Raw genomic sequence first — 19,663 nt, 5'->3', positions numbered from 1 at the left:
CGTTATGCCCCCTCCTCGTACTCCCTCGCGGCAACCACCAGATCTTCCCACGCCATCCCGACGCTCTTGAACAGCCGTGGCGCTCCCACGGCGGGCTTCGCCTCCCCGCGCACGACGGCGGCCAGCCCCACCAGCTCCGCCGGGTCGCACACCCCCGCCGCGACCGCGAGGACGACGTCCCCCGCCTCCCGCAACGCCGTTCCCGGGGACTCCACGACGACCGTCGAGCGCCGCACCGTCTCGTCGTCCACCTCTCGTACGTCCGGCTCGTGCGACCCCATCGCCACGACGGTCGCGTGCGGCGCGAGCAGGCGCCCGTCGAACAGCGGCTCGCTCGCGGTGGTGCAGCACACGACGAGGTCCGCATCCCGGACGTCCTCGGCGGTGCCGACGCGGGCGCCGGTCTCCTGCGCGAACGACCGCGTCCGCCCGGGATCCCGGCCGACCACGACGACGTCCTCGACCGGCCGCACCACTCGCAGTGCCTCCAGGTGGGCGCGTGCCTGCGGCCCGGTCCCGAACACGACCACCCGCGACGCCCCGGCCTCCGCCAGTGCGTCGACGGCCACCGCGGACACCGCCGCGGTGCGGACGGTGGTGAGCGCGACGGCGTCCAGAACCGTCAGCGGCGTCAGGGTTTCGCTGTCCAGCAGCAGGTAGCGCCCCTGGATCCGCGCCCGCCCCCGCGCGGGGTTGGCCGGCGCCACCGACGCGACCTTGACCCCCACATACCGGTCCCATTCCGCGGGCATGAGCAGCAGGTGCCCCCGGCTCACCGGGGCGACCGACCGCGGCGGGTCGGCGTCCGGGTCGAGCCCGGCGGCCAGCGCGCCGCGGAGCGCGGCGATCGCCGTGGCCACCCCGATCACAGCTGGAATCCCGCGGGGAACGGGTCGTCGGGGTCGAGGAAGTACTGCGCGGTGCCGGTCAGCCAGGCGCGCCCGGTGATCGTCGGGACCACCGCGGGCACGCCCGCCACCTCGGTCTCCTCGACCAGCCGCCCGGTGAACCGCGTGCCGATGAACGACTCGTTGCGGAAGTCGGTGTGCAACGGCAGTTCGCCGCGCGCGTGCAGCTGCGCCATCCGCGCGCTGGTCCCGGTGCCGCAGGGCGAGCGGTCGAACCAGCCCGGGTGGATGGCCATGGCGTGCCGGGAGTGCCGGGCGTCGGAACCGGGGGCGGCGAGGTAGACGTGGTGGCAGCCGGTGATCTCCGGGTTCGCCGGGTGCACGGGCTCGTCGTGCTCGTTGATCGCGGCCATGATCGCGAGCCCGGCGTCGAGCAGGCGCTGTTTCTCGGCCCGGTCGAACGGCAGCCCCAGCTCGGCCAGCTCGACGATGGCGTAGAAGTTGCCGCCGAACGCGAGGTCGTAGCGCACCTGGCCGAGCCCGGGCACCGGCACCTTGCGGTCCAGCCCCACCGCGAACGACGGTACGTTGCGGATCGTGACCGCCCGCGCGGCGCCGTCCTCGACGCGCACCTCGGCCACGACCAGTCCGGCCGGGGTGTCCAGCCGGACCGTGGTGACGGGCTCGGTCACCTCGACCATGCCCGTCTCCACCAGCACCGTGGCGACGCCGATCGTGCCGTGCCCGCACATCGGCAGGCAGCCGGAGACCTCGATGAACAGCACGCCCCAGTCGGCGTCGGGCCGGGTGGGCGGCTGCAGGATCGCGCCGCTCATCGCCGAGTGCCCGCGCGGCTCGTTCATCAGCAGCTGCCGCAGGTGGTCGAAGTGCTCGACGAAGTAGCGGCGGCGGTCGAACATCGTCTCGCCGGGCACGACGCCGACGCCGCCGGTGATGACACGCGTGGGCATGCCCTCGGTGTGGGAGTCGACCGCGGAGAAGACCCGCTTGGCGCGCATCAGCGCAGCCCTTCCGCGAGTGCCTGCTCCGTCGCCTCCCGCACGAGCTTCTCGTGCTCGGGCGTGAGCGGGACGCGCGGGTGGCGGCACGGCCCGCCGTAGCGGCCGGCGAGGTCCATGCTCAGCTTGATCGCCTGGACGAACTCGGTGCGGGAGTCCCAGCGCAGCAACGGGTGCAGCAGCCGGTACAGCGGCACGGCCTTGTCCAGCTCGCCCGCGCTCGCGGCCCGCCACAGCTCGACGCACGCGCGCGGCAGCGCGTTGGGGTAACCGGAAACCCAGCCGGGCGCCCCCGCGACCGCCAGTTCCAGCGACACGTCGTCGGCCCCGCACAGCACGTCCAGCCCGGGCGCCAGCTCCGCGATCCGGTACGGGCGGCGCACGTCGCCGGAGAACTCCTTGACCCCGACGATGAGCCCTTCGGCGTACAGCTCGGCGAGCAGTTCGGGAACGAGGTCGACCTTGGTGTCGATGGGGTTGTTGTAGGCGACGATCGGCAGGCCCGCCTTGGCGACCTCACGGTAGTGCGCGATCACCGCCCGCTCGTCGGCCCGGTAGGCGTTGGGCGGCAACAACATCACGGCCGGGCAGCCCGCCTCGGCCGCCTGCTCGGCCCACCGGCGGGACTCGGCGGCGCCGTACGCGGCGACGCCCGGCATCACGGTGAAGCCCTCGGGCGCGGCGGCCACGGCGGTGGTGACGACGCGGGTGCGTTCCTCGGGCGTGAGCGTCTGGTACTCCCCCAGCGAGCCGTTCGGCGTCACGCCGTGGCAGCCCTCCGCGCCCAGCCAGGCCACGTGCTCGGCGAAGCGGTCGTAGTCCACCTCCAGGCTTTCGGTGAGCGGCAGCGCGGTTGCCACGAGAACGCCGTGCCACGGGGTCATGAGCCCTCCACAGTTTCCGGTTGTGCCACGGTCCCGAGCGGGACCGGGTTCGCGCTGGGGCGCGCGGCCAGGCCCAGCAGGTCCTGCGCGGTCACGTCACGCCTCTGATGTCCAGCGGTGAGGCAGGCGGTGGCGTAACCACACACCCGCCCCTGGCACAGCCCCATTCCTGGACGTGCCAGCAGTTTCACGGCCCTGGCGTCGATCGCGCCCAGGTCCACTATGGACTGTCGTATCCGGCTCGCCGGGACCTCTTCGCACCGGCACACGAGCGTGTCGTCAGTGAGCCAGGTCTGCCAGCCGGGCCGGACGGGATGCGTCTGGTGCAGCACCCGGGCGAACGCGCGGGCCCGGCGGCGCTTGTGCAGCAGCCGCGCCACTCTCGTGTCGTCCGGTACCGCGCCTACGGTGGTGAACGCGGCGTGCAGTCCGGCCAGCTCACCCTCCACAAGGGACAGTTCAGCGCCGCCGACACCGCACACCTCCCCCGCGAGGTACACGCCGGGCACACTCGCCCGCTGCTGCTCATCGGCTTGCGCGACAAGACTTCCGTCGACGTCCAGGCGCGTGGCGCAGCCCAGCTGCAGGGGAATCTCCAGCTGGGGCGTGAACCCGTAGCCGACGGCGACCGCGTCACAGGCCACCTCGCGCGTGCCGGTGATGCGCCAGCTCGCGTCCAGGGAGGCGATGATCGCACCTTCGACGGCACCGGTGCCGTGCGCGGCGACGACCGTCGAGTGCGTGCGGTACGGGATCCGGTGCTTGAGCAGCGTTCGCGCGTACTCGGCGCCCTCTCCCGCCTTCGCCAGCGCCTCGCGCGGATGCCGGGCGAATCCCGCTGGTGAACCGGCTTCGTACACGCCTGCGACCTCGGCCCCGGCCTCCGCGAGCCCGGCCGCGACGGGCAGCAGGAACGGTCCCGTCCCGGCGACGACCACGCGGCGCCCGGCCGTCACGCCCTGCCCCTTCAGCAGCGCCTGGGCGCCCCCCGCCGTGAAGACGCCCGGCAACGTCCAGCCGGGGAACGGCAGCTGACGGTCGTAGGCGCCCGTCGCGACGACGAGCGTGCGTGCGGTGACCTCGCCTTGGCTGGTGTGCAAGGTGAAGCCGTCGTCCCGGCGTTCGACGTGCCAGACCTGACGCCCGGCGAGGAACTCCGGCACGGCGGCCCGCAGCCGTTCCAGCTCGCGCCAGTGGTGGTGGCCCGCGCCGGAGTCGCCGTCGCGGTGTCGCCAGAACTGCCCGCCCACGCGCTGCCCGGCGTCGAGCAGCACGACGCGTGCGCCCACGTGCGAAGCCGCCGCGGCGGCGGCGAGCCCGGCGGGACCGGCGCCGAGCACGGCGACGTCAGCAGGCGAGGTCGGCACGCCCGGCTCCTTCCTGCGGCTCGACCCGGTCACCCGGCCGCGCTTCGGTGAGGCACGCCCGCTGCCCGGGCCGCCCGTTGACGACGACGAGGCAGTCGAAGCAGACCCCGATGCCGCAGAAGATTCCCCGCGGCTCACCCCCGTGCCGGGTCGTACGCCACGACCGATGCCCGGCCGCGAGCAACGCCGCCCCGACACTCTGTCCCGGCTCGGCCTGGATTTCCTTGCCCTGGAAGGAGAAACTCACGCGACCTCCTCGAACCGATCCGGCCGGAACGGCGTCAGGTCCAAGTCCGGCTGCTTCCCCGCGGCCACCTGAGCGACCAGTTCCCCCGTCGCGGCGGCCAGCCCGATCCCCGCGCCCTCGTGCCCGCACGCGTGCAGCAGTCCCGGCACGCGCGGGTCCAGCCCGATGACCGGTAGATGGTCGGGACAGTACGGCCGGAAACCGAGGTAGGAGCGCAGCAACCCGACGTCGGCGAGGAACGGGAACACGCCGATGGCCTGCGCGGCGAGCTTGCGCACCACGGGCAGCGAGAACGTCCGGTCGAAGCCGACCCGCTCCCGGCTCGCCCCGATCAGCACCGTCCCGGCCGCCGTGCCCTCCACCACCACCGAGGTCTCCAGGCCCTCGTCGCCGCTCGCCACGTTCGCGACGTAGTCCGCGGTGTAGACCTTGTGCCGCACCACCCGCGGCAACGGCTCGGTGACCAGCACGAACCCGCGCCGGGGCAGCACCGGCACCGGCGCGCCCGCGAGCGCGGCGACCTCGCCACCCCACGTGCCGGCGGCGTTGACCACCCAGTCGGTGGACAGCACACCCGCGCTCGTCTCGACCGCCGTGATCTTTGTGCCGTCGTGACGGAAACCCCGCACCTCGGTTCCCGTGTGGACGGTCGCGCCGAGGGCTTTCGCCTGGCGCAGCAGCTGTGCCGCCGTCAGCATCGGCTGCACCTGCATGTCCTGCGGGTAGAAGACGCCGCTCACCACCTCGCGCGTCAGGTTCGGCTCCAGCTCGAACAGCTCCGCCGGAGACACGTCCTGCGCCTCGACGCCGCTCTCGCGCTGGGCCGCGGCGAGCTTCGCGAGCCCGTCGGCCGCTTCCGGGGACTGCGCGACGACCACGCCGCCCTTCGGCTCCAGCTCGAAGGTTCCCGGGCCGAAGCGTTCGCCCAGCTCGCGCCACCGGCGGACCGACCGCAGCGCGAGGTCCAGCTCCGGCCCGGGCTCCTTGTCCGACACGAGGATGTTGCCTTCGCCGCCGCTGGTGGTGCCGCCCGCGACGCCACCCCGGTCCACGACCGCGACCCGCAACCCAGCCGCCGCGCAGAAGTACGCGCAGGCCGCGCCGACCATCCCGGCGCCGACGACCACCACATCCATGGGCAGTAGTATGTGACATTGCACAGAGACGGTCAAGAAACTGTCGGACGGTTCTGGCAGGCTGTGCGCGTGACGTTAGCCCTGCTGGACTCCGCGAGCCTGTACTTCCGGTCGTTCTACGCGCTGCCCGAGTCGATGACCGCGCCGGACGGCACGCCGGTCAACGCGGTGCGCGGGTTCGCCGACACGGTGGCGCGCATCCTCACCGACCGGCGCCCGGCGCGGCTGGTGGCGTGCCTGGACGCGGACTGGCGGCCGCAGTTCCGGGTCGAGCTGCTGCCCAGCTACAAGGCGCACCGAGTGGCCGACGAGGCGGCGAACGCCGAGGAGGTGCCCGACACGCTGACGCCGCAGGTGCCGATCATCCTCGACCTGCTGGCAGCGGTGGGGCTCGCGACGGCGGAGGCGCCGGGCTACGAGGCGGACGACGTCATCGGGGCGCTCACCGCGCGGGAGGCGGAGGACCCGGTGGAAGTGATCACGGGTGACCGCGACCTGTTCCAGCTGGTGCGGGCGAAGCCGACGCCGGCGTCGGTGATCTACGTGGGCAAGGGCTGGGCGAAGGCGGAGGTCCTCGGCCCGGCGGAGATCGCCGAGCGCTACGGCGTGCCGAAGGCCGAAGCGGGCCCGGCGTACGCGGCGATGGCGGCGCTGCGCGGCGACCCGTCCGACGGCCTGCCGGGGGTGGCGGGTATCGGCGAGAAGACGGCGGCGAAGCTGATCACGCAGTTCGGTTCCGTGGCGGCCCTGCTGGCGGCGGCGAAGTCCGGGAGCAGGGAGCTGCCGCTGAAGATGCGCCTCAAGCTGACCTCGGCGGAGGACTACCTGGCGGTGGCGCCGAAGGTGGTGGAGGTGGCCGTGGACGCCCCGGTGTCCCTGTCGGGCGCGGACACCGTCCCGGCGAAGGTGAAGCACCCGAAGCGCCTGGCGGAACTGGCCGACCGCTGGAACCTGGGCAGCTCGGTGAAGCGCCTGGTGGCAGCGATCGAGGGAGGGAAGTAGCGGGTTTTCCGGCGGCTTCCGCCGCAGGACGGCGCCGCTTCCCGGCTCCGTCCCGGGCTGGGGTGACAGGCACTCCCGGCTTCCGGCTCCCGCACGCAGGCAGGCAGGCCCTCGGCCCCCTCCGGGCCGCGGGGTGGCAGACGCTCCCCAGCTCCGTCCGGGCTGGGGTGACAGGCACTCCCCAGCTCCCGGCTCCCGCACGCAGGCAGGCAGGCCCTCGGCCCCCTCCGGGCCGCGGGGTGGCAGACGCTCCCCAGCTCCGTCCGGGCTGGGGTGACAGGCACTCCCGGCTCCCGGCTCCCGGCTCCCGGCTCCCGGCTCCCGGCTCCCGGCTCCCGGCTCCCGGCCGCACGGTGGCAGGCGCTCCCCCTGCTTCGCCACCGCCGCTCGGAGGCCGGGACCTTGCCTGGCCCACAGCCCACCGCCGGAGGATGGCAGGGGCTCCCCTACCCCGCCACTGCGCCCGGTCCCGTAACCACAGCCGCGGCAGCCGAACCACCGCACTCCTCGGGCAACCTCGCCCACGGAACGGGTCTGGCCCCACCCACCAGCCGCGCCACCGGAACGCACGCCACCTCCGGGCCACCCCCTGCCCCGGCCCTCACCGCGTCACCGGACCGGCGCCACCGTCACCTCCGAGCCATCCCCGCTCCCGGCCCCCTGACAGCAACCGCCGAACCGCCCCCATCGCCTCACCCGCTCGACGCTGCTGCCGCGCGTTTCGCCGTGATGGCCTTCCGCAGGGCCTTCGCCACCGGGGCGATGGGCTCCGCCAGCTGGTCGAGCCTCGCGCGGTTCCGGCGCCGATCCGCCGCCGACAGCACGACCCGCAGCTGGGCCGCCCCCGCGAGTGCCGCCAGGACACGAATCTCACCGTCCACACGGGACGGTGCCTGGGTGCCCACCAGGGCTCGGCGCACCTGCTCCGCCAGCCGCCGCGCCTCCCGGGTGTCCCGCAGCGTGATCCGCGTGTGCGGCACCAGCCCCAGCCACCGCGCGTGCTCCACCCGGATCACCCGCTCGTCCGCCAGCAGGTCCCGTACCGCCGCGAAGATCTCCTTCCGGCCCCGCCCGACCCACCGGCTCCACGACCGCGGCGAGGACTCCGAAACCTCCTGCCACACCGCCGCCAGCACGGGGTCCGACGGTACAGCACCGGCCACCACGGCCTTCCCGCCGTCGTCCCGCAACCGCCCACTCAGGACCAGCTCGGCCAGCGCCGCCGCACGCAGCAGGTGGCCCAGCTCGTCCCGGGACGTCAACCGGCCCTTCACCGGGTGGAACGCCAGCAGGAACATCTTGGCAGGCAAAGACTCACCCATCGCCCTCTCCCTCCACTTCGGACTTGCGTGGCCGCCCGCGGGGCCGCATCCGGCCGGCGTCCCGTGGCAGCCGCCCGGCCTCCGCCAGCGCCCGGCGCAACAGGAACTCGATCTGCGCGTTGGTGCTGCGCAGCTCGTCGGCCGCCCACTTCGCCAGCGCGTCGTGCACGGCCGGATCCAGCCGCAGCAGGATCTTCTTGCGCTCGGCCACGGTTACGAATACAGCGTCCCGGCGTTGACCACCGGCTGCGCGTCCCGGTCACCCACCAGCACCACCATCAGGTTGCTCACCATCGCCGCCTTGCGTTCCTCGTCCAGGTCCACCACGTCGTGCTCCGCCAGCCGCTCCAAAGCGGACTCGACCATCCCGACCGCGCCCTCCACGATCCGCGCCCGCGCCGCCACGATCGCGCCCGCCTGCTGGCGCCGCAGCATCGCCTGCGCGATCTCCGGCGCGTACGCCAGGTGGGTGATGCGCGACTCGATCACCCGCACCCCCGCCGACGCCACCCGCGCCCCGATCTCCTCGCTCAGCTTCTCGGTGATCTCGTCGGCGTTGTCCCGCAGCGAAAGCCCCTCGTGTGTGTCGTAGGGGTAGGAGTTCGCGATGTGCCGCACGGCCGTCTCGGTCTGGATGGCGACGAACTCGACGAAGTCGTCCACCTCGAACAGCGCCTGCGCGGTGTCGCGCACCTGCCACACCACGACGGCCGCCATCTCGATCGGGTTGCCGTCGGCGTCGTTCACCTTCGCCACGTCCGTCTCGTGGTTGCGGATCCGTGTGGATACCGGGCGGCGCGCGGAGAACGGGTTCACCCAGCGCAGCCCGTCCTGGCGCACGGTGCCGGTGTAGCGGCCCAGCAGCTGCACCACCCGCGCCTGCCCGGGCGACACCGCGGTCAGCCCGCGCAGCAGCACGGCCCCGACGACCACCACCAGGATCCCCGGCACGCGCAGCCCGCCGGCAGAGACCGCCAGCGCCACGCCCCCGGCCACGAGCACCAGCCCCACGCCGAGCATCAGGAACCCCGGCAGCGCACCCGCCCGCCGCTCGCGAATCCGCGGCGCGGGCATCTCCACAGCAGTCTCGGTCATTTCTTCCCCTCAGCCGGTCTTGACGTCCCCGTCCGGGACTATCATAGTGATATCACTTTTTTCCGACTGAGGGGAGTCCCCATGACCGACCGGCGACTGGAGATCGACGCGATCTCCAAGAGGTACGGCGAAACCGTGGCGCTGCGCGAGATGACGTTCGACGTGCGCGCCGGGGAGCTGTTCGGCTTCGTCGGCAGCAACGGCGCCGGCAAGACCACCACGATGCGCATCGCGCTGGGCGTGCTGGCCGCGGACGCCGGGAGCGTCCGCTGGGCCGGGCAGCCGGTCACGCTCGAAACCCGCCGCCTCATCGGCTACATGCCCGAGGAGCGCGGCCTGTACCCGAAGATGAAGGTCGGCGAGCAACTGACCTACCTCGCCCGCCTGCACGGCCTGCCCGCCGCCACGGCCCGGCGCTCGGCCGACGCCTGGGCCGAACGGCTCGGCGTGGCCGGGCGCCGCGACGACGAGGTGCAGAAGCTCAGCCTCGGCAACCAGCAGCGGGTCCAGCTCGCCGCCGCACTCGTGCACGACCCGGAGATCCTCGTGCTCGACGAGCCGTTCTCCGGGCTCGACCCGGTCGCGGTGGACGTGATGAGCGAGGTGCTGCGCGAGAAGGCCGCCCAGGGCGTGCCGGTCGTGTTCTCCAGCCACCAGCTCGACCTGGTGCAGCGGCTGTGCGACCGGGTCGGGATCGTGCGGGCGGGCCGGATGGTCGCGTGCGGCACGGTCGACGAGCTGCGCGCGGGCGGCTCGGTGCGGCTCGTCGTCGACGCGCCACAGGCGCCACCCGGCTGGGCCGACGCGCTGCCCGGCGTCCGGCGGCTCGAACACACCGGCACCCGCACCGAGCTGGAGCTCGGCGACGGCGCCGACGACCAGGCCGTGCTGCGGGCCGCGCTGACCACCGGCCCGGTGCACGAGTTCGCCCGGCGGCGGCCGTCGCTGACCGAGCTGTTCCGCAGTGTCGTGACCGAGGAGGCGGCGAAATGACGAACGGCACCTGGGACGCGATCGGCCTCGTCGCCTCGCGGGAGATCGGCACCCGCCTGCGTTCCAAGGCTTTCCTGGTGAGCACAGCGGTGCTCATCGTGCTGCTCATCGCGTTCACCGTGCTGATGAAGTTCGTGACCGCCGGTGGTGGCTCGGAGGCGACGATCGGCTACACCCCGCCCAACGCCGCGCTCGCCGCCCCGCTGCAGGCGAGCGCCAAGGCCCTCGGCCACGACGTGGCCACCCGCGAGGTGCCCGATGACACCGCCGGCCGGGACCAGGTTCGCGACGGCGGGCTCGACGCGCTGCTCGTCGGCGACGGCACCCGCGTGCGGGTCGTGGTGAAGGAGCAGGCGGACGCCGACCTGCGCGCCGCGCTCAACGTGGTGGCCGACCGGCTCGCGCTCGACCAGCAGATCGACCGCCTCGGCGGCGACCCGGCGCAGGTGGAAGCCGCCGTCGCCGGCGCGTCGGTCGACGTCGAGGCGCTGCAGCCGCCGAAGCAGTACAACGGCCAGCAGCTCGTGCTCGGGATCCTCGCGGGCGTGCTGATCTACGTGTCGCTCGTGCTGAACGGGCAGACCGTGGCGCAGGGCGTGGTGGAGGAGAAGACCAGCCGGGTGGTCGAGCTGCTGCTCGCGACGATCCGGCCCTGGCAGCTGATGGCGGGCAAGGTGCTCGGCATCGGCGCGGTGGGCCTGGCGCAGATCCTCGCGATCGCGGTGGTGGGGCTCGTCTCCGGGCTCGCGACGGGGGTGCTGACGATCGCGGTGTCGGCCGCCGCGGGCATGATCGTCTGGCTGATCGTGTGGTACCTGCTGGGTTTCCTGATGTACTCGATCGTGTTCGCGGGCCTGGGCGCGCTCGTGTCGCGGCAGGAGGAGGTCGGCGGCGCGGTCGCCCCGGCGCTGATCTTCATCATCGCCGGGTACGTCGTCGGCATCTCCGTGCTGCCCTCGGATCCCGGCAACCGGCTGGCGGAGATCCTGTCCGTGCTGCCGTTCTTCGCCCCGACGCTGATGCCGATGCGCCTGGGCCTCGGCGGCGTGCCCGCGTGGGAGGCGGTCGTGTCGGTGCTGCTGGTCGTGGCGCTGATCCCGGCGCTGATCTGGCTGTCCGGCCGGATCTACCGCAACGCCGTCCTCCGCACCGGTGCCAAGGTCAAGCTCCGCGAAGCCCTTTCCGCCGCCTAGAACGACGTGCCGCAGAACGGAACGCTGCCGGTGGCGAACAGGGTGTCCGCCGCCGGCAGTGCTTCCGGGCGCAGGACCTCGATCCGGCCCAGCGAGGCGAGGAGGCCCGGGGCGCGATCGCCCAGGTAGAGCATCCCCAGCTCCTCGATCCCGAGCCGCAGGCTGGGCGCGGCTTCGACCCGCTCCACCCCGCCGGGCGAAATCCGGTAGCACCCGGAGTTCGCGGGCAGCATCGGGTCGGCGACTTCCAGCACCACCGGCTCACCCTCGCCGTACGACCGGGCGGCGAGCGCGGCGGGCACGTCCAGCAGCCGGAGCCACAACGAGTCGTCGATCCTCTCCACCTGGCAGACGCGCGGATCGGTGAACAGCAGCCCGATCGGCTCGTCCAGCGGGCGCGCCGGGGCGCGGACCTCGGCCACCAGGTCGACGTTCAGCAGGTACCGCCACAGCCCGGTCACCGCCTCGACGCCCGTGGCGTGCAGCTCACGCACCACGAGCGCGGAGCCGGCCCCCGGCTGCTCGAACGTGCGCAGGTCCTCGGGCCGGTACAACACGAACCCGTCGTCCCCCGCCGGACCGGTGTGCACCGCGACGTGGTGCTGGGCCACGATCCGGGGGTGCGCCCAGTGCCACCACCGCGGCGGACGGCCGATCATCCCCGGCCGGTACGGCGCGATCCGCTCGTACAGTCCGGGCAGCTGCTCGTGCGCCTCCTCGGGTTCCAGCAGCCGCACCCGGCCACCGGCAGGCGCGTCGTCCCGGAACCGGGCGCGTCCTTTGTGGACCCGCAGCGTCTTGCCCCTGGTGGCGACGCCGTAGCCGAACCGGCCGTAGATCGTCGCCTCGCTCGCGTGCAGGCAGGCCGCCACGTCACCGCGCGCCACGCAGTCGCGCAGCTGCTCGCCCATCAGCGCGGTCAGCACCCCGCGCCGTGTGTGGTCCGCCCGCACCGCGACCCCGTCGACCGCGGCCGCGGGCACCGTCTTCCCGCCCGGGACCGCCAGTTCCGTGCCGAACGACCCCGCCGTGCCCACCATCCGGCCCTCGGCGAACGCGCCGAACTTCCGGTCCACGGCGTGGGCGCGCGCCCGCTGTTCCCAGTCCTCGTCGGTAGGACGGGGCGCGTGCAGTGCGCGGCCGAGCAGCTCGAACGCGGGGCGTTGCTCACCTTCGGCGAGCGGGCGGACTTCGAAACCGGTCATGCCCCGATCCTGCCCGGCGCCGCCGATCGGTCCCAGCGAATTTCACTTCGGCGCGGACACCTGGTACGTCCCGTCCGGCGTCTGCACCCGCAACGTCACCGACCGCTGCGCCCCCGCCACGGTCACCGCGCACTCGAACGAGATGCCCACCTGCACGGCCTGCCCCGCCGGGCAGCGCACCTCGGTGACGTCGGCCAGCCCGTACGACTGGCTCAGCACCTGCCGCACCCCGTTCTCCAGCGCCGTCTCGTCGAAGACCCGCGACGCCGAGGGCAGGGTGACGGCGCTGGACGACGAGGCACTGCTGCCGGAGGACGACGGCACGGACGGCGCGTCCCCTCCTCCCGTGCAGCCGGCGAGCGGCAGCACGACCAGGCAGGCGCAGCCCAGGGCACGCCGAGACACCGCGGTTCCCCCCGAGAAGTCTTCCGGTCCGTTGTGGTCAGAAGTGTGTACCACACCAGGCCGACGGGCGGGTGGCGAACAGCCCCTCCGCCCGGGTGACCGCGCTCGCTTCCGCCACCTGGACGCGTCCCGCCGCGACGAGCGCCGACGCCGGCCAGCCGCCGAAGTACAGCATCGCCAGCGCGTCCACGCCCAGCCGCAGCTCCGCCGGGTCACTCGTGCGCTCGACGCCGTCCGGGCCGACCCGGTAGCGGCCGCTGTTGCCCTCCAGTACGGGGTCGGTGACCTCCAGGACCACCGGCTCCCCCTCGTACGTCCGCGCCGCGAGCGCGGCCGGGACGTCGGCCAGCCGCAGCCACAGGTCGTCGGTGACGGCGGTGACCTCGCAGACGCGCGGGTCGGTGAACAGCAGCGACGTGGGCTCGTCGAGCGGCCGGTCCTCGGCCTGGATGGTGTCGACCAGGTCCACCGAGAGCAGGTACCGCCACAGGCCCGCGAACGCCTCGTCGCTCGCCGCGTACAGGTTCGTCACGTCCATAGTGGACGGATCACGCCAGCTCTGGCGCTGCACGCTATAGGTGGCGAACCCGTCGGGCCCGTCCGGTCCGTTGTGGACGATCGCCGCCAGCGGGGTCTCCGCCCGGCGCCAGTGCCGTTCGAACCCCGCCCACCAGTGCACCGGGCGGGTCATCATGCCCGGCCGGTAGTGCGGGAGCGCGGCGTAGACCTCCGGCAGCCGTTCGAGGGCCGCGTCCCCGCTGAGCAGCTCGACCTCGCCGCCCGACGGGACCTCCGGCCGCAGCACCGCCCGCCGCGGGTCGATCCGGTGGTTGAGGGCGCGCGTCGCGATGCCGTAACCGAACCGGCCGTAGATCGGGCCCTCACTGGCGTAGAGGGCCGCCAGCGGGAACCCGCGCTCCGCGGCGTCGGCGAGCTGCGTGCGCATCAGCTGGCTGAGCACCCCGCGCCGGGTCCGGTCCGACCGCACGCCGACGCCGGTCACCGCGGCGAACGGGACGCGCCGGCCGCCCGGCACGGTCAGCTCCGCGTCGAAGGACCGCGCCGTGCCGATCAGCTCGGTGTCGAACGCGCCGAGGGTGCGCCCCGGCTGGTACATCCGCTCGGCGTACGGCCAGTCCTCGTCCTTCACGGGCGGGACGTGCAGGGCCACGCGGAACAGGTCGGCCGCCGCACGGGTCTCGTCGGGGCGCAGGGGACGCATGGTGTAGTCGCTCACGCCCCCGATCCTCTCCGAGGAGCGGGGGCGCGGCCACCGCTTTTACTGCGGGTGCCCGACCTGGTAGTTGCCGTTCTCGTCCTGCACCGTCACGGTGACCTTGCGCTGCTGGCCGCCGATGGTCGCGGTGCACGTGAACGTGGTGCCCGCCTTGACCTCCTGGTCCGCCGGGCAGCTCACGGCCGTGGCGGTGTCGCCGTAGGAGGCGAGCATCTGCTGGACCCCGCTCTGCACGGCGGTCTGGTCCAGCACCTTCGTGATGAAGAACCCGGGCTTCCAGAATCCCGTGATCCCCACCGCGGCGACGATGACGATCACCACCGCCGTGACGATCCACAGCAGCTTCGCGCTGCCGCCCTTCTTGACCGGCGCGCCGAAACCGCTGGGAGTGCCGTAGTCGTACTGGCCCGGCTGCGGCTGCTGCCCGTAGTACGGCTGCTGCGGGTACTGGCCCTGCTGGGGGTACTGCTGCTGCGGATAACCCGGCTGCTGCCCGTACTGCTGCGGGTACTGGGGCTGCTCGGGGTACTGCGGCTGCTGCTGGGGGTAGCCCTGCGGCGGGGACTGCGGGTACCCGCCCGGCTGCTGCTGCGGATAGCCCTGCGCGGGAAACCCGCCGGTCTGCGGGTAGCCCTGGGCGGGAAAGCCCCCGGATCCCGGCGCCTGGGGTGCCTGGCCCCACTGCTGGGGGTCGTTGCCGCCGTGGGGCGTGCTCATCGAAACTCCAATCCGCGCCGGTCTCTGGGCGCGATCCAACCACAACCCGCGTACACCGGAAACCGCTACTCGGCGCCCGCCGCGACCACCCCGCGGCGCAGCGCCTTGACCGCCTTCGCCGCGGCCGCGCCGACCTGGTCCTCGCGGCCCAGCACGGTCCTGATCTGGTCGAGCAGGTCGATGACCTGCCGGGACCAGCGCACGAAGTCGCCCGCGGACAGCTCCTGCCCGTTGGCCTCGGCCGTGGTGAGCACCTGCTCCAGCGATTCGCCCCGCGCCCACCGGTACACCGGCCAGGCGAACCCGGCGTCCGGCTCGCGCGTGCGGTCCAGCCGGTGGCGCCGCTCGTCCTCGGCCAACTCCGTCCACAACCGCACGGTGTCCTGCCAGGCCCGCGGCACCGCGCCACCCGGCAGCCGCGGCTCGCCCGCGGAGTCCCGGCGCGCCTCGAACACCAGCGTCGAGACGACCGCGGCCAGCTCCGCCGGGTTCAGGCCCCGCCACACCTCGTGCCGGATGCACTCGGCGGCCAGCAGGTCCGACTCGCTGTAGAGCCGCGCCAGCCGCTCGCCGTGCTCGGTGACCCGGTTCTCGCCCTTGCCGAGGTAGCCGCGCTCGTCGAGCAGGTCGCGGATGCGGTCGAAGGCGCGCGCGAGCGAGTGCGTGGTGGCCGCGACCCGGCGCTCCAGCTGCTCGGTCTCGGCCCGCAGCCGCTGATAGCGCTCGACCCAGCGCAGGTTCGCCTCGCGCTCGGCGAGCCCGTGGCACGGGTGCGCCCGCAGCTCCCGGCGCAGCATCGCCAGCTCGGCGTCGTCCTGCGCGCCCGTGCGCCGCTTCTGCCGCCCCGGCAAGGAGATCCCGGCGTTGCGCAGGCTGGCGGCGATGTCGCGGCGCGTCTTCGGCGAGCGCAGCTCGACGTGCTTGGGCAGCTTGATGTGCCCGAGCGGCTCCACCGGCGACGGGAAGTCCGCCAGCGACAGTGGTCCGGACCAGCGGTCCTCGGTGACGACCACCGGCCGCGGCTCGCGGATCGGGTCCAGGCCCGGGTCGATCACCACCGCCAGCCCCGCCCGCCGTCCGGCGGGCACGGCGATCACGTCGCCCTTGCGCAGCTTCTCCAGCGAGTCCGCGGTGCTCGCGCGCCGCGCCGCGCTGTTCTGCTTGGCGAGCGCCTTCTCCCGGTCGGAGATCTTCTTGCGCAGCTCGACGTACTCCAGCATCTCGTCGAAGTCGCCGGTGATCGCCTCGCGGTACCCCTCCAGCGCCTCGCGGTTCTTCTCGATCCGCCGGGACAGGCCCACCACCGAGCGGTCGGCCTGGAACTGCGCGAAGGACTGCTCCAGCAGCTCGCGCGCGTCCTGCGGGCCCAGCTGCGCGACCAGGTTGATCGCCATGTTGTAGCCGGGCCGGAACGACGAGCGCAGCGGGTACGTGCGCGTCGAGGCCAGCCCGGCGACCTGCTTCGGGTCCACGCCGGGCTGCCAGACGACGACCGCGTGCCCCTCGACGTCGATGCCGCGCCGCCCGGCGCGCCCGGTCAGCTGCGTGTACTCCCCCGGCGTCAGGTCGACGTGCGCCTCGCCGTTGTACTTGACCAGCCGCTCCAGTACGACCGTGCGGGCGGGCATGTTGATGCCCAGCGCCAGCGTCTCGGTGGCGAACACGACCTTCACCAGGCCGCGGACGAACAGCTCCTCGACGGTCTCCTTGAACGCGGGCAGCAGCCCCGCGTGATGGCTCGCGACGCCGTTCTCCAGCGCCTCGCGCCACTCCCAGTACCCCAGCACCGCGAGGTCGCCCTCGGGCAGGTCACCGGTGTGCTCGGCGATGATCCGCCGGACCTCCGCGCTCTCCTCCGGGGTGTTGAGCCGCAGACCCGCGCGCGTGCACTGGGCGACCGCCGCGTCGCAGCCCGCGCGGGAGAAGATGAACACGATCGCGGGCAGCAGCCCGTTGGCGTCGAGCCTCGTCAGGATGTCCACACGGGACGGTGGCCGGAACCTCAGGCCGCGAAACTGCTGACGCCCCCGGTTGCGCGGGCCGCGGAAGCCCGCGGGCGCGTGCATCCGGCCGACCTCCTCGACGCGGCGCAGCAGACCCGGGTTCATCTGCTTCTCGCCGTCGTCACCGAACAGGTCCATCAGCCGGTTGCCGACCATCATGTGCTGCCACAGCGGCACCGGCCGGTGCTCGTCCACCACGACGGTGGTGTCGCCGCGCACCTCGACCAGCCACTCGCCGAACTCCTCGGCGTTGCTCACCGTCGCGGAGAGGCCCACCACCCGCACGTACTCGGGCAGGTGCAGGATGACCTCCTCCCACACCGCGCCGCGGAACCGGTCGGCCAGGTAGTGGATCTCGTCCATCACCACGTAGCCGAGGTCGGTCAGCGCCGAGGAGCCCGCGTAGAGCATGTTGCGCAGCACCTCGGTGGTCATCACGACGACCTGCGCGCTGCCGTTGATCGCGGTGTCGCCGGTCAGCAGGCCCACGGCGTCCGCGCCGTAGCGGTCGACGAGGTCGTTGTACTTCTGGTTCGACAACGCCTTGATCGGGGTGGTGTAGAAGCACTTGCGGCCCTCGGCGAGCGCCAGGTGCACGGCGAACTCGCCGACGACGGTCTTGCCCGCGCCGGTGGGCGCGCACACGAGCACGCCGTGCCCGTCTTCGAGCGCCTCGCAGCCGCGGACCTGGAAGTCGTCGAACTCGAACGCGGCCTCCGCGGCGAACCGGGTCAGCTGGGGATGTCTCCCCCGGCGCTGCGAAGCCCGGTAGGCCTCGGCCGGGGAGGGAGAAGGGCTAGCGGCCACCTCGTCAGGGTGTCACACGCGCCCCTGACCTCGCATGCGGGAGCCCACGAGATCACGCGACGATCGTCAGCGCCCCCGGCACGCACCGCGCGGTGACCGGCGCGCCGGGAAGCGCTTCCCCGTCCGCGGACACCGGCAGCGCCCCGTCGATGGTCACCTCGCGGGCCCGCAGGGTGCGCACCGCCGGATGGCTCAGGTGCGCGCCTGTGCGCAGTTTCGGGAGCATGCGGACGAGATCGGCCCGGCCCGCCGCGCCGACGACCGTCACGTCGAACAGGCCGTCGTCGGGCCGGGCACACGGGCAGATCGGCACGCCGCCGCCGTAGTAGGCCGTGTTGCCCACCGCGACGAGCGTCGCGGCCAGGTCGAACCGCTCGTGCTCGGTGCGGACCGACACGGGATGGCTGCGGAAGCGGGCCAGCTCGGCGAGCACCGCGACGTCGTACCGGCGCGGGCCGCGCGGGTGCCGCAACCCGGCCGCCCGCTGGGCGACGGCGGCGTCGAACCCCGCGCACAGCACGGTGGCGAACCAGCCCGCGCCGGTGACGCCGAGGTCGAACCGCCGCCGGCGGCCCTCCCGCAACGCGGTCAGCAGCACTTCGAGCGCGCCGAACGGGTCGAGCGGCAGGTCCAGCGCACGGGCGAGGTCGTTGCCGTTGCCCGCGGGCACCAGGCCGAGCGCGACGCCAGTGGCCGCGCAGTGCTGCACCGCCTTGTGCACCGCGCCGTCCCCGCCGAGCACGACGAGCACGTCCAGGTCCTCGCCCGGGGGACCGTGCCCGACGTGCAGGTCGAGGTGCGACACGTGCTCACGCAGGCGCGCGGCGACGGTTCCGGCGATCCGCGCCGCGGCCCCGAACCCGGAGTCCGGGTGCACCACCAGTCCGGCGCGCACCTACGTGATGTCGTCCGTGCCGGAGCGGCCCGCCTTCTCCGCGGGCTCGTCCTCGATCGTCGTAGGGGTGTAGTCGAACGGCGCGGGCTGGTCGTCGGGCAGGTTCGCCCACTCGGACGCCTGCTCGCGGCGCGCCTTGCGCCGGTCGTGCACCCGGGCGATCTGGATGGCGATCTCGTTGAGCACCGTGAGCGCCCCGGCCAGGCCCAGCATGGAGAACGGGTCGGACCCGGGCGTGGCGAACGCGGCGAACACGAACAGCGCGAAGACGATCCCGCGCCGCCACTTCTTCAGCTGCTCGTACTTCACGACCCCGACGAAGTTGAGCATCACGATGAGCAGGGGCAGCTCGAAGCTCACGCCGAAGATCACCAGCAGCGACAGCACGAACGAGATGTACTTGTCGGCCGTCAGTGCCGTGGTGAAGAACTCGCCGCCGAAGTTCATCAGCACCGCGAACGCGTGCGGCACCAGCAGGTACGCGAGCACGGCGCCGCTCGCGAACAGGACGCTCGCGAACCCGACGAAGGTGAGCGCGTACTTGCGCTCCTTCGAGTACAGCCCCGGCGCGATGAAGGCCCAGATCTGGTAGAGCCAGAGCGGCGACGTGAGCACGGCACCGCCCGCCACGCCGACCTTCAGCTGGATCATGATGCCTTCGAACGGCGTGGTCTGCAGCAGCCGGCAGGTGCCGTCGGGCGCGATGGTGCCCGGCAGCAGCCGGTCCGGGGAGATGCCGCAGTACGGGCCGTTCATGATCTGCCCGAGCGACTCGATCGGCCCCAGCCTGGTCTGGAACCAGATGAAGCCGAAGATCCCGCCGGCCACGATGGCCAGCAGGGCGTAACCGAGCCGCCTGCGGAACTCGTAGACGTGCTCGATCAGCGTCATGGTGCCGTCGGGGTTGTGCCGGCGGCTGCGCTTGCGCCGCCGGTCCCGGCGGCCGTGGGAGGGAGCGGCGTCCGCCACTGGTCCGGTTCCTGTCCGCCTCAGCTGGCGTGCTTCTGCTGCTCTTGCTGCCTCTTCAGCTCGTCGAGCTGGCGCTGCAGCTCCGCGACCTGCTGGTCGGCGGCGGACTGGGCGGTGGCGGCGGGCAGCTCACGCTTCTCCGGCTCGGCCGCGGACTCGTTGTGCATGTCCTTGGTCTCGGCCTTGAAGATCTTCATGGACTTGCCGATGGACCGCGCGGCGTCGGGAAGCCGCTTGGCACCGAACAGCAGAACCACGATCAGCACCAAAATGATCAAGTGCCACGGCTGCAACCCGTTCAGCATGAGTGGCCTCCTTC

The 19,663-nt window shown here is 73.1% G+C and carries 20 protein-coding genes; 3 read left to right on the top strand and 17 right to left on the bottom strand.

Going from position 1 to position 19,663, the window contains the following annotated elements:
• Positions 1–2 precede the first annotated feature (2 nt).
• Genes FHX82_RS20280 through FHX82_RS20255 form a run of 6 tightly spaced genes read right to left on the bottom strand, consistent with a single transcriptional unit; the run spans position 3 to position 5,501 of the window.
• Positions 3–869 carry an ornithine cyclodeaminase family protein gene (locus FHX82_RS20280; RefSeq protein WP_221216176.1) on the bottom strand — a complete coding sequence of 289 codons (867 nt, stop codon included), beginning with the start codon at positions 867–869 and terminating at the stop codon, positions 3–5.
• Positions 866–1,867: a proline racemase family protein gene (locus tag FHX82_RS20275; RefSeq protein WP_145938153.1), complete on the bottom strand. Its 1,002-nt coding sequence runs from the start codon at positions 1,865–1,867 to the stop codon at positions 866–868. Before FHX82_RS20275 ends, FHX82_RS20280 begins: the two co-directional genes overlap by 4 nt.
• Positions 1,867–2,751 (bottom strand): dihydrodipicolinate synthase family protein, encoded by an 885-nt coding sequence (locus FHX82_RS20270; protein ID WP_145938152.1) that lies wholly within the window; start codon positions 2,749–2,751, stop codon positions 1,867–1,869. Before FHX82_RS20270 ends, FHX82_RS20275 begins: the two co-directional genes overlap by 1 nt.
• A complete protein-coding gene (locus tag FHX82_RS37765) occupies positions 2,748–4,118 on the bottom strand; it encodes an FAD/NAD(P)-dependent oxidoreductase (RefSeq protein ID WP_145938151.1) in 1,371 nt (456 codons plus the stop codon). Before FHX82_RS37765 ends, FHX82_RS20270 begins: the two co-directional genes overlap by 4 nt.
• The gene (locus FHX82_RS20260) at positions 4,099–4,365 is read right to left on the bottom strand and encodes a (2Fe-2S)-binding protein (RefSeq protein ID WP_145938150.1); all 267 of its coding nucleotides are present in this window, start codon (positions 4,363–4,365) and stop codon (positions 4,099–4,101) included. Before FHX82_RS20260 ends, FHX82_RS37765 begins: the two co-directional genes overlap by 20 nt.
• Positions 4,362–5,501, bottom strand: a complete 1,140-nt coding sequence (locus FHX82_RS20255; protein ID WP_145938149.1) for an NAD(P)/FAD-dependent oxidoreductase — start codon at positions 5,499–5,501, stop codon at positions 4,362–4,364. The genes FHX82_RS20260 and FHX82_RS20255 overlap by 4 nt, the downstream gene beginning before the upstream one ends.
• A 63-nt stretch (positions 5,502–5,564) precedes the next feature.
• On the opposite strand from FHX82_RS20255, the gene FHX82_RS20250 reads away from it, so the two are divergent.
• On the top strand, positions 5,565–6,503 hold the full coding sequence (locus tag FHX82_RS20250) for a 5'-3' exonuclease (protein WP_145938148.1): 939 nt from the start codon (positions 5,565–5,567) through the stop codon (positions 6,501–6,503).
• A gap of 692 nt (positions 6,504–7,195) precedes the next feature.
• On the opposite strand, the gene FHX82_RS20245 is transcribed toward FHX82_RS20250, so the two are convergent.
• Genes FHX82_RS20245 through FHX82_RS20235 form a run of 3 tightly spaced genes read right to left on the bottom strand, consistent with a single transcriptional unit; the run spans position 7,196 to position 8,920 of the window.
• Complete coding sequence (locus tag FHX82_RS20245) at positions 7,196–7,825, bottom strand: GOLPH3/VPS74 family protein (protein ID WP_145936171.1); 630 nt, start codon at positions 7,823–7,825, stop codon at positions 7,196–7,198.
• Positions 7,818–8,036 carry a type II toxin-antitoxin system antitoxin gene (locus tag FHX82_RS20240; protein WP_145936172.1) on the bottom strand — a complete coding sequence of 73 codons (219 nt, stop codon included), beginning with the start codon at positions 8,034–8,036 and terminating at the stop codon, positions 7,818–7,820. Before FHX82_RS20240 ends, FHX82_RS20245 begins: the two co-directional genes overlap by 8 nt.
• A 2-nt stretch (positions 8,037–8,038) precedes the next feature.
• Positions 8,039–8,920 (bottom strand): SPFH domain-containing protein, encoded by an 882-nt coding sequence (locus FHX82_RS20235; RefSeq protein WP_145936173.1) that lies wholly within the window; start codon positions 8,918–8,920, stop codon positions 8,039–8,041.
• Between the two features lie 81 nt (positions 8,921–9,001).
• Here FHX82_RS20235 and FHX82_RS20230 point away from each other — a divergent pair, with 81 nt between their 5' ends.
• Both FHX82_RS20230 and FHX82_RS20225 read left to right on the top strand, forming a co-directional pair.
• Entirely contained in the window at positions 9,002–9,913 is a 912-nt protein-coding gene (locus FHX82_RS20230; protein ID WP_145936174.1) for an ABC transporter ATP-binding protein, read from the top strand.
• Positions 9,910–11,106, top strand: coding sequence for an ABC transporter permease (locus tag FHX82_RS20225; protein WP_145936175.1), 1,197 nt, complete (start codon positions 9,910–9,912; stop codon positions 11,104–11,106). Before FHX82_RS20230 ends, FHX82_RS20225 begins: the two co-directional genes overlap by 4 nt.
• Here the strand turns inward: FHX82_RS20225 and FHX82_RS20220 are convergent.
• The 8 genes from FHX82_RS20220 to tatA form a co-directional block, all read right to left on the bottom strand.
• Positions 11,103–12,311 carry a GNAT family N-acetyltransferase gene (locus FHX82_RS20220; RefSeq protein WP_145936176.1) on the bottom strand — a complete coding sequence of 403 codons (1,209 nt, stop codon included), beginning with the start codon at positions 12,309–12,311 and terminating at the stop codon, positions 11,103–11,105. The two genes, FHX82_RS20225 and FHX82_RS20220, sit on opposite strands and share 4 nt — an antisense overlap.
• Before the next feature lie 42 nt (positions 12,312–12,353).
• Positions 12,354–12,716 (bottom strand): DUF4333 domain-containing protein, encoded by a 363-nt coding sequence (locus FHX82_RS37760; RefSeq protein ID WP_183176714.1) that lies wholly within the window; start codon positions 12,714–12,716, stop codon positions 12,354–12,356.
• A 37-nt stretch (positions 12,717–12,753) separates the two neighbouring features.
• Complete coding sequence (locus FHX82_RS20210) at positions 12,754–13,953, bottom strand: GNAT family N-acetyltransferase (protein WP_145936178.1); 1,200 nt, start codon at positions 13,951–13,953, stop codon at positions 12,754–12,756.
• A 42-nt stretch (positions 13,954–13,995) separates the two neighbouring features.
• Entirely contained in the window at positions 13,996–14,670 is a 675-nt protein-coding gene (locus FHX82_RS20205; protein WP_145936179.1) for a DUF4333 domain-containing protein, read from the bottom strand.
• 65 nt (positions 14,671–14,735) lie between these two features.
• Positions 14,736–17,480, bottom strand: a complete 2,745-nt coding sequence (locus FHX82_RS20200; RefSeq protein ID WP_145936180.1) for a DEAD/DEAH box helicase — start codon at positions 17,478–17,480, stop codon at positions 14,736–14,738.
• A 52-nt stretch (positions 17,481–17,532) separates the two neighbouring features.
• Positions 17,533–18,375 (bottom strand): diacylglycerol/lipid kinase family protein, encoded by an 843-nt coding sequence (locus FHX82_RS20195; protein WP_145936181.1) that lies wholly within the window; start codon positions 18,373–18,375, stop codon positions 17,533–17,535.
• Positions 18,376–19,344: a twin-arginine translocase subunit TatC gene (tatC, locus tag FHX82_RS20190; RefSeq protein ID WP_145936182.1), complete on the bottom strand. Its 969-nt coding sequence runs from the start codon at positions 19,342–19,344 to the stop codon at positions 18,376–18,378.
• 20 nt (positions 19,345–19,364) lie between these two features.
• A complete protein-coding gene (tatA, locus tag FHX82_RS20185) occupies positions 19,365–19,649 on the bottom strand; it encodes a Sec-independent protein translocase subunit TatA (protein ID WP_145936183.1) in 285 nt (94 codons plus the stop codon).
• Positions 19,650–19,663: the final 14 nt, after the last annotated feature.

This window comes from Amycolatopsis bartoniae (genome assembly GCF_014191255.1).
Classification (GTDB): domain Bacteria; phylum Actinomycetota; class Actinomycetes; order Mycobacteriales; family Pseudonocardiaceae; genus Amycolatopsis_E; species Amycolatopsis_E bartoniae.
This window is presented reverse-complemented; position numbering and strand designations above follow the sequence as displayed.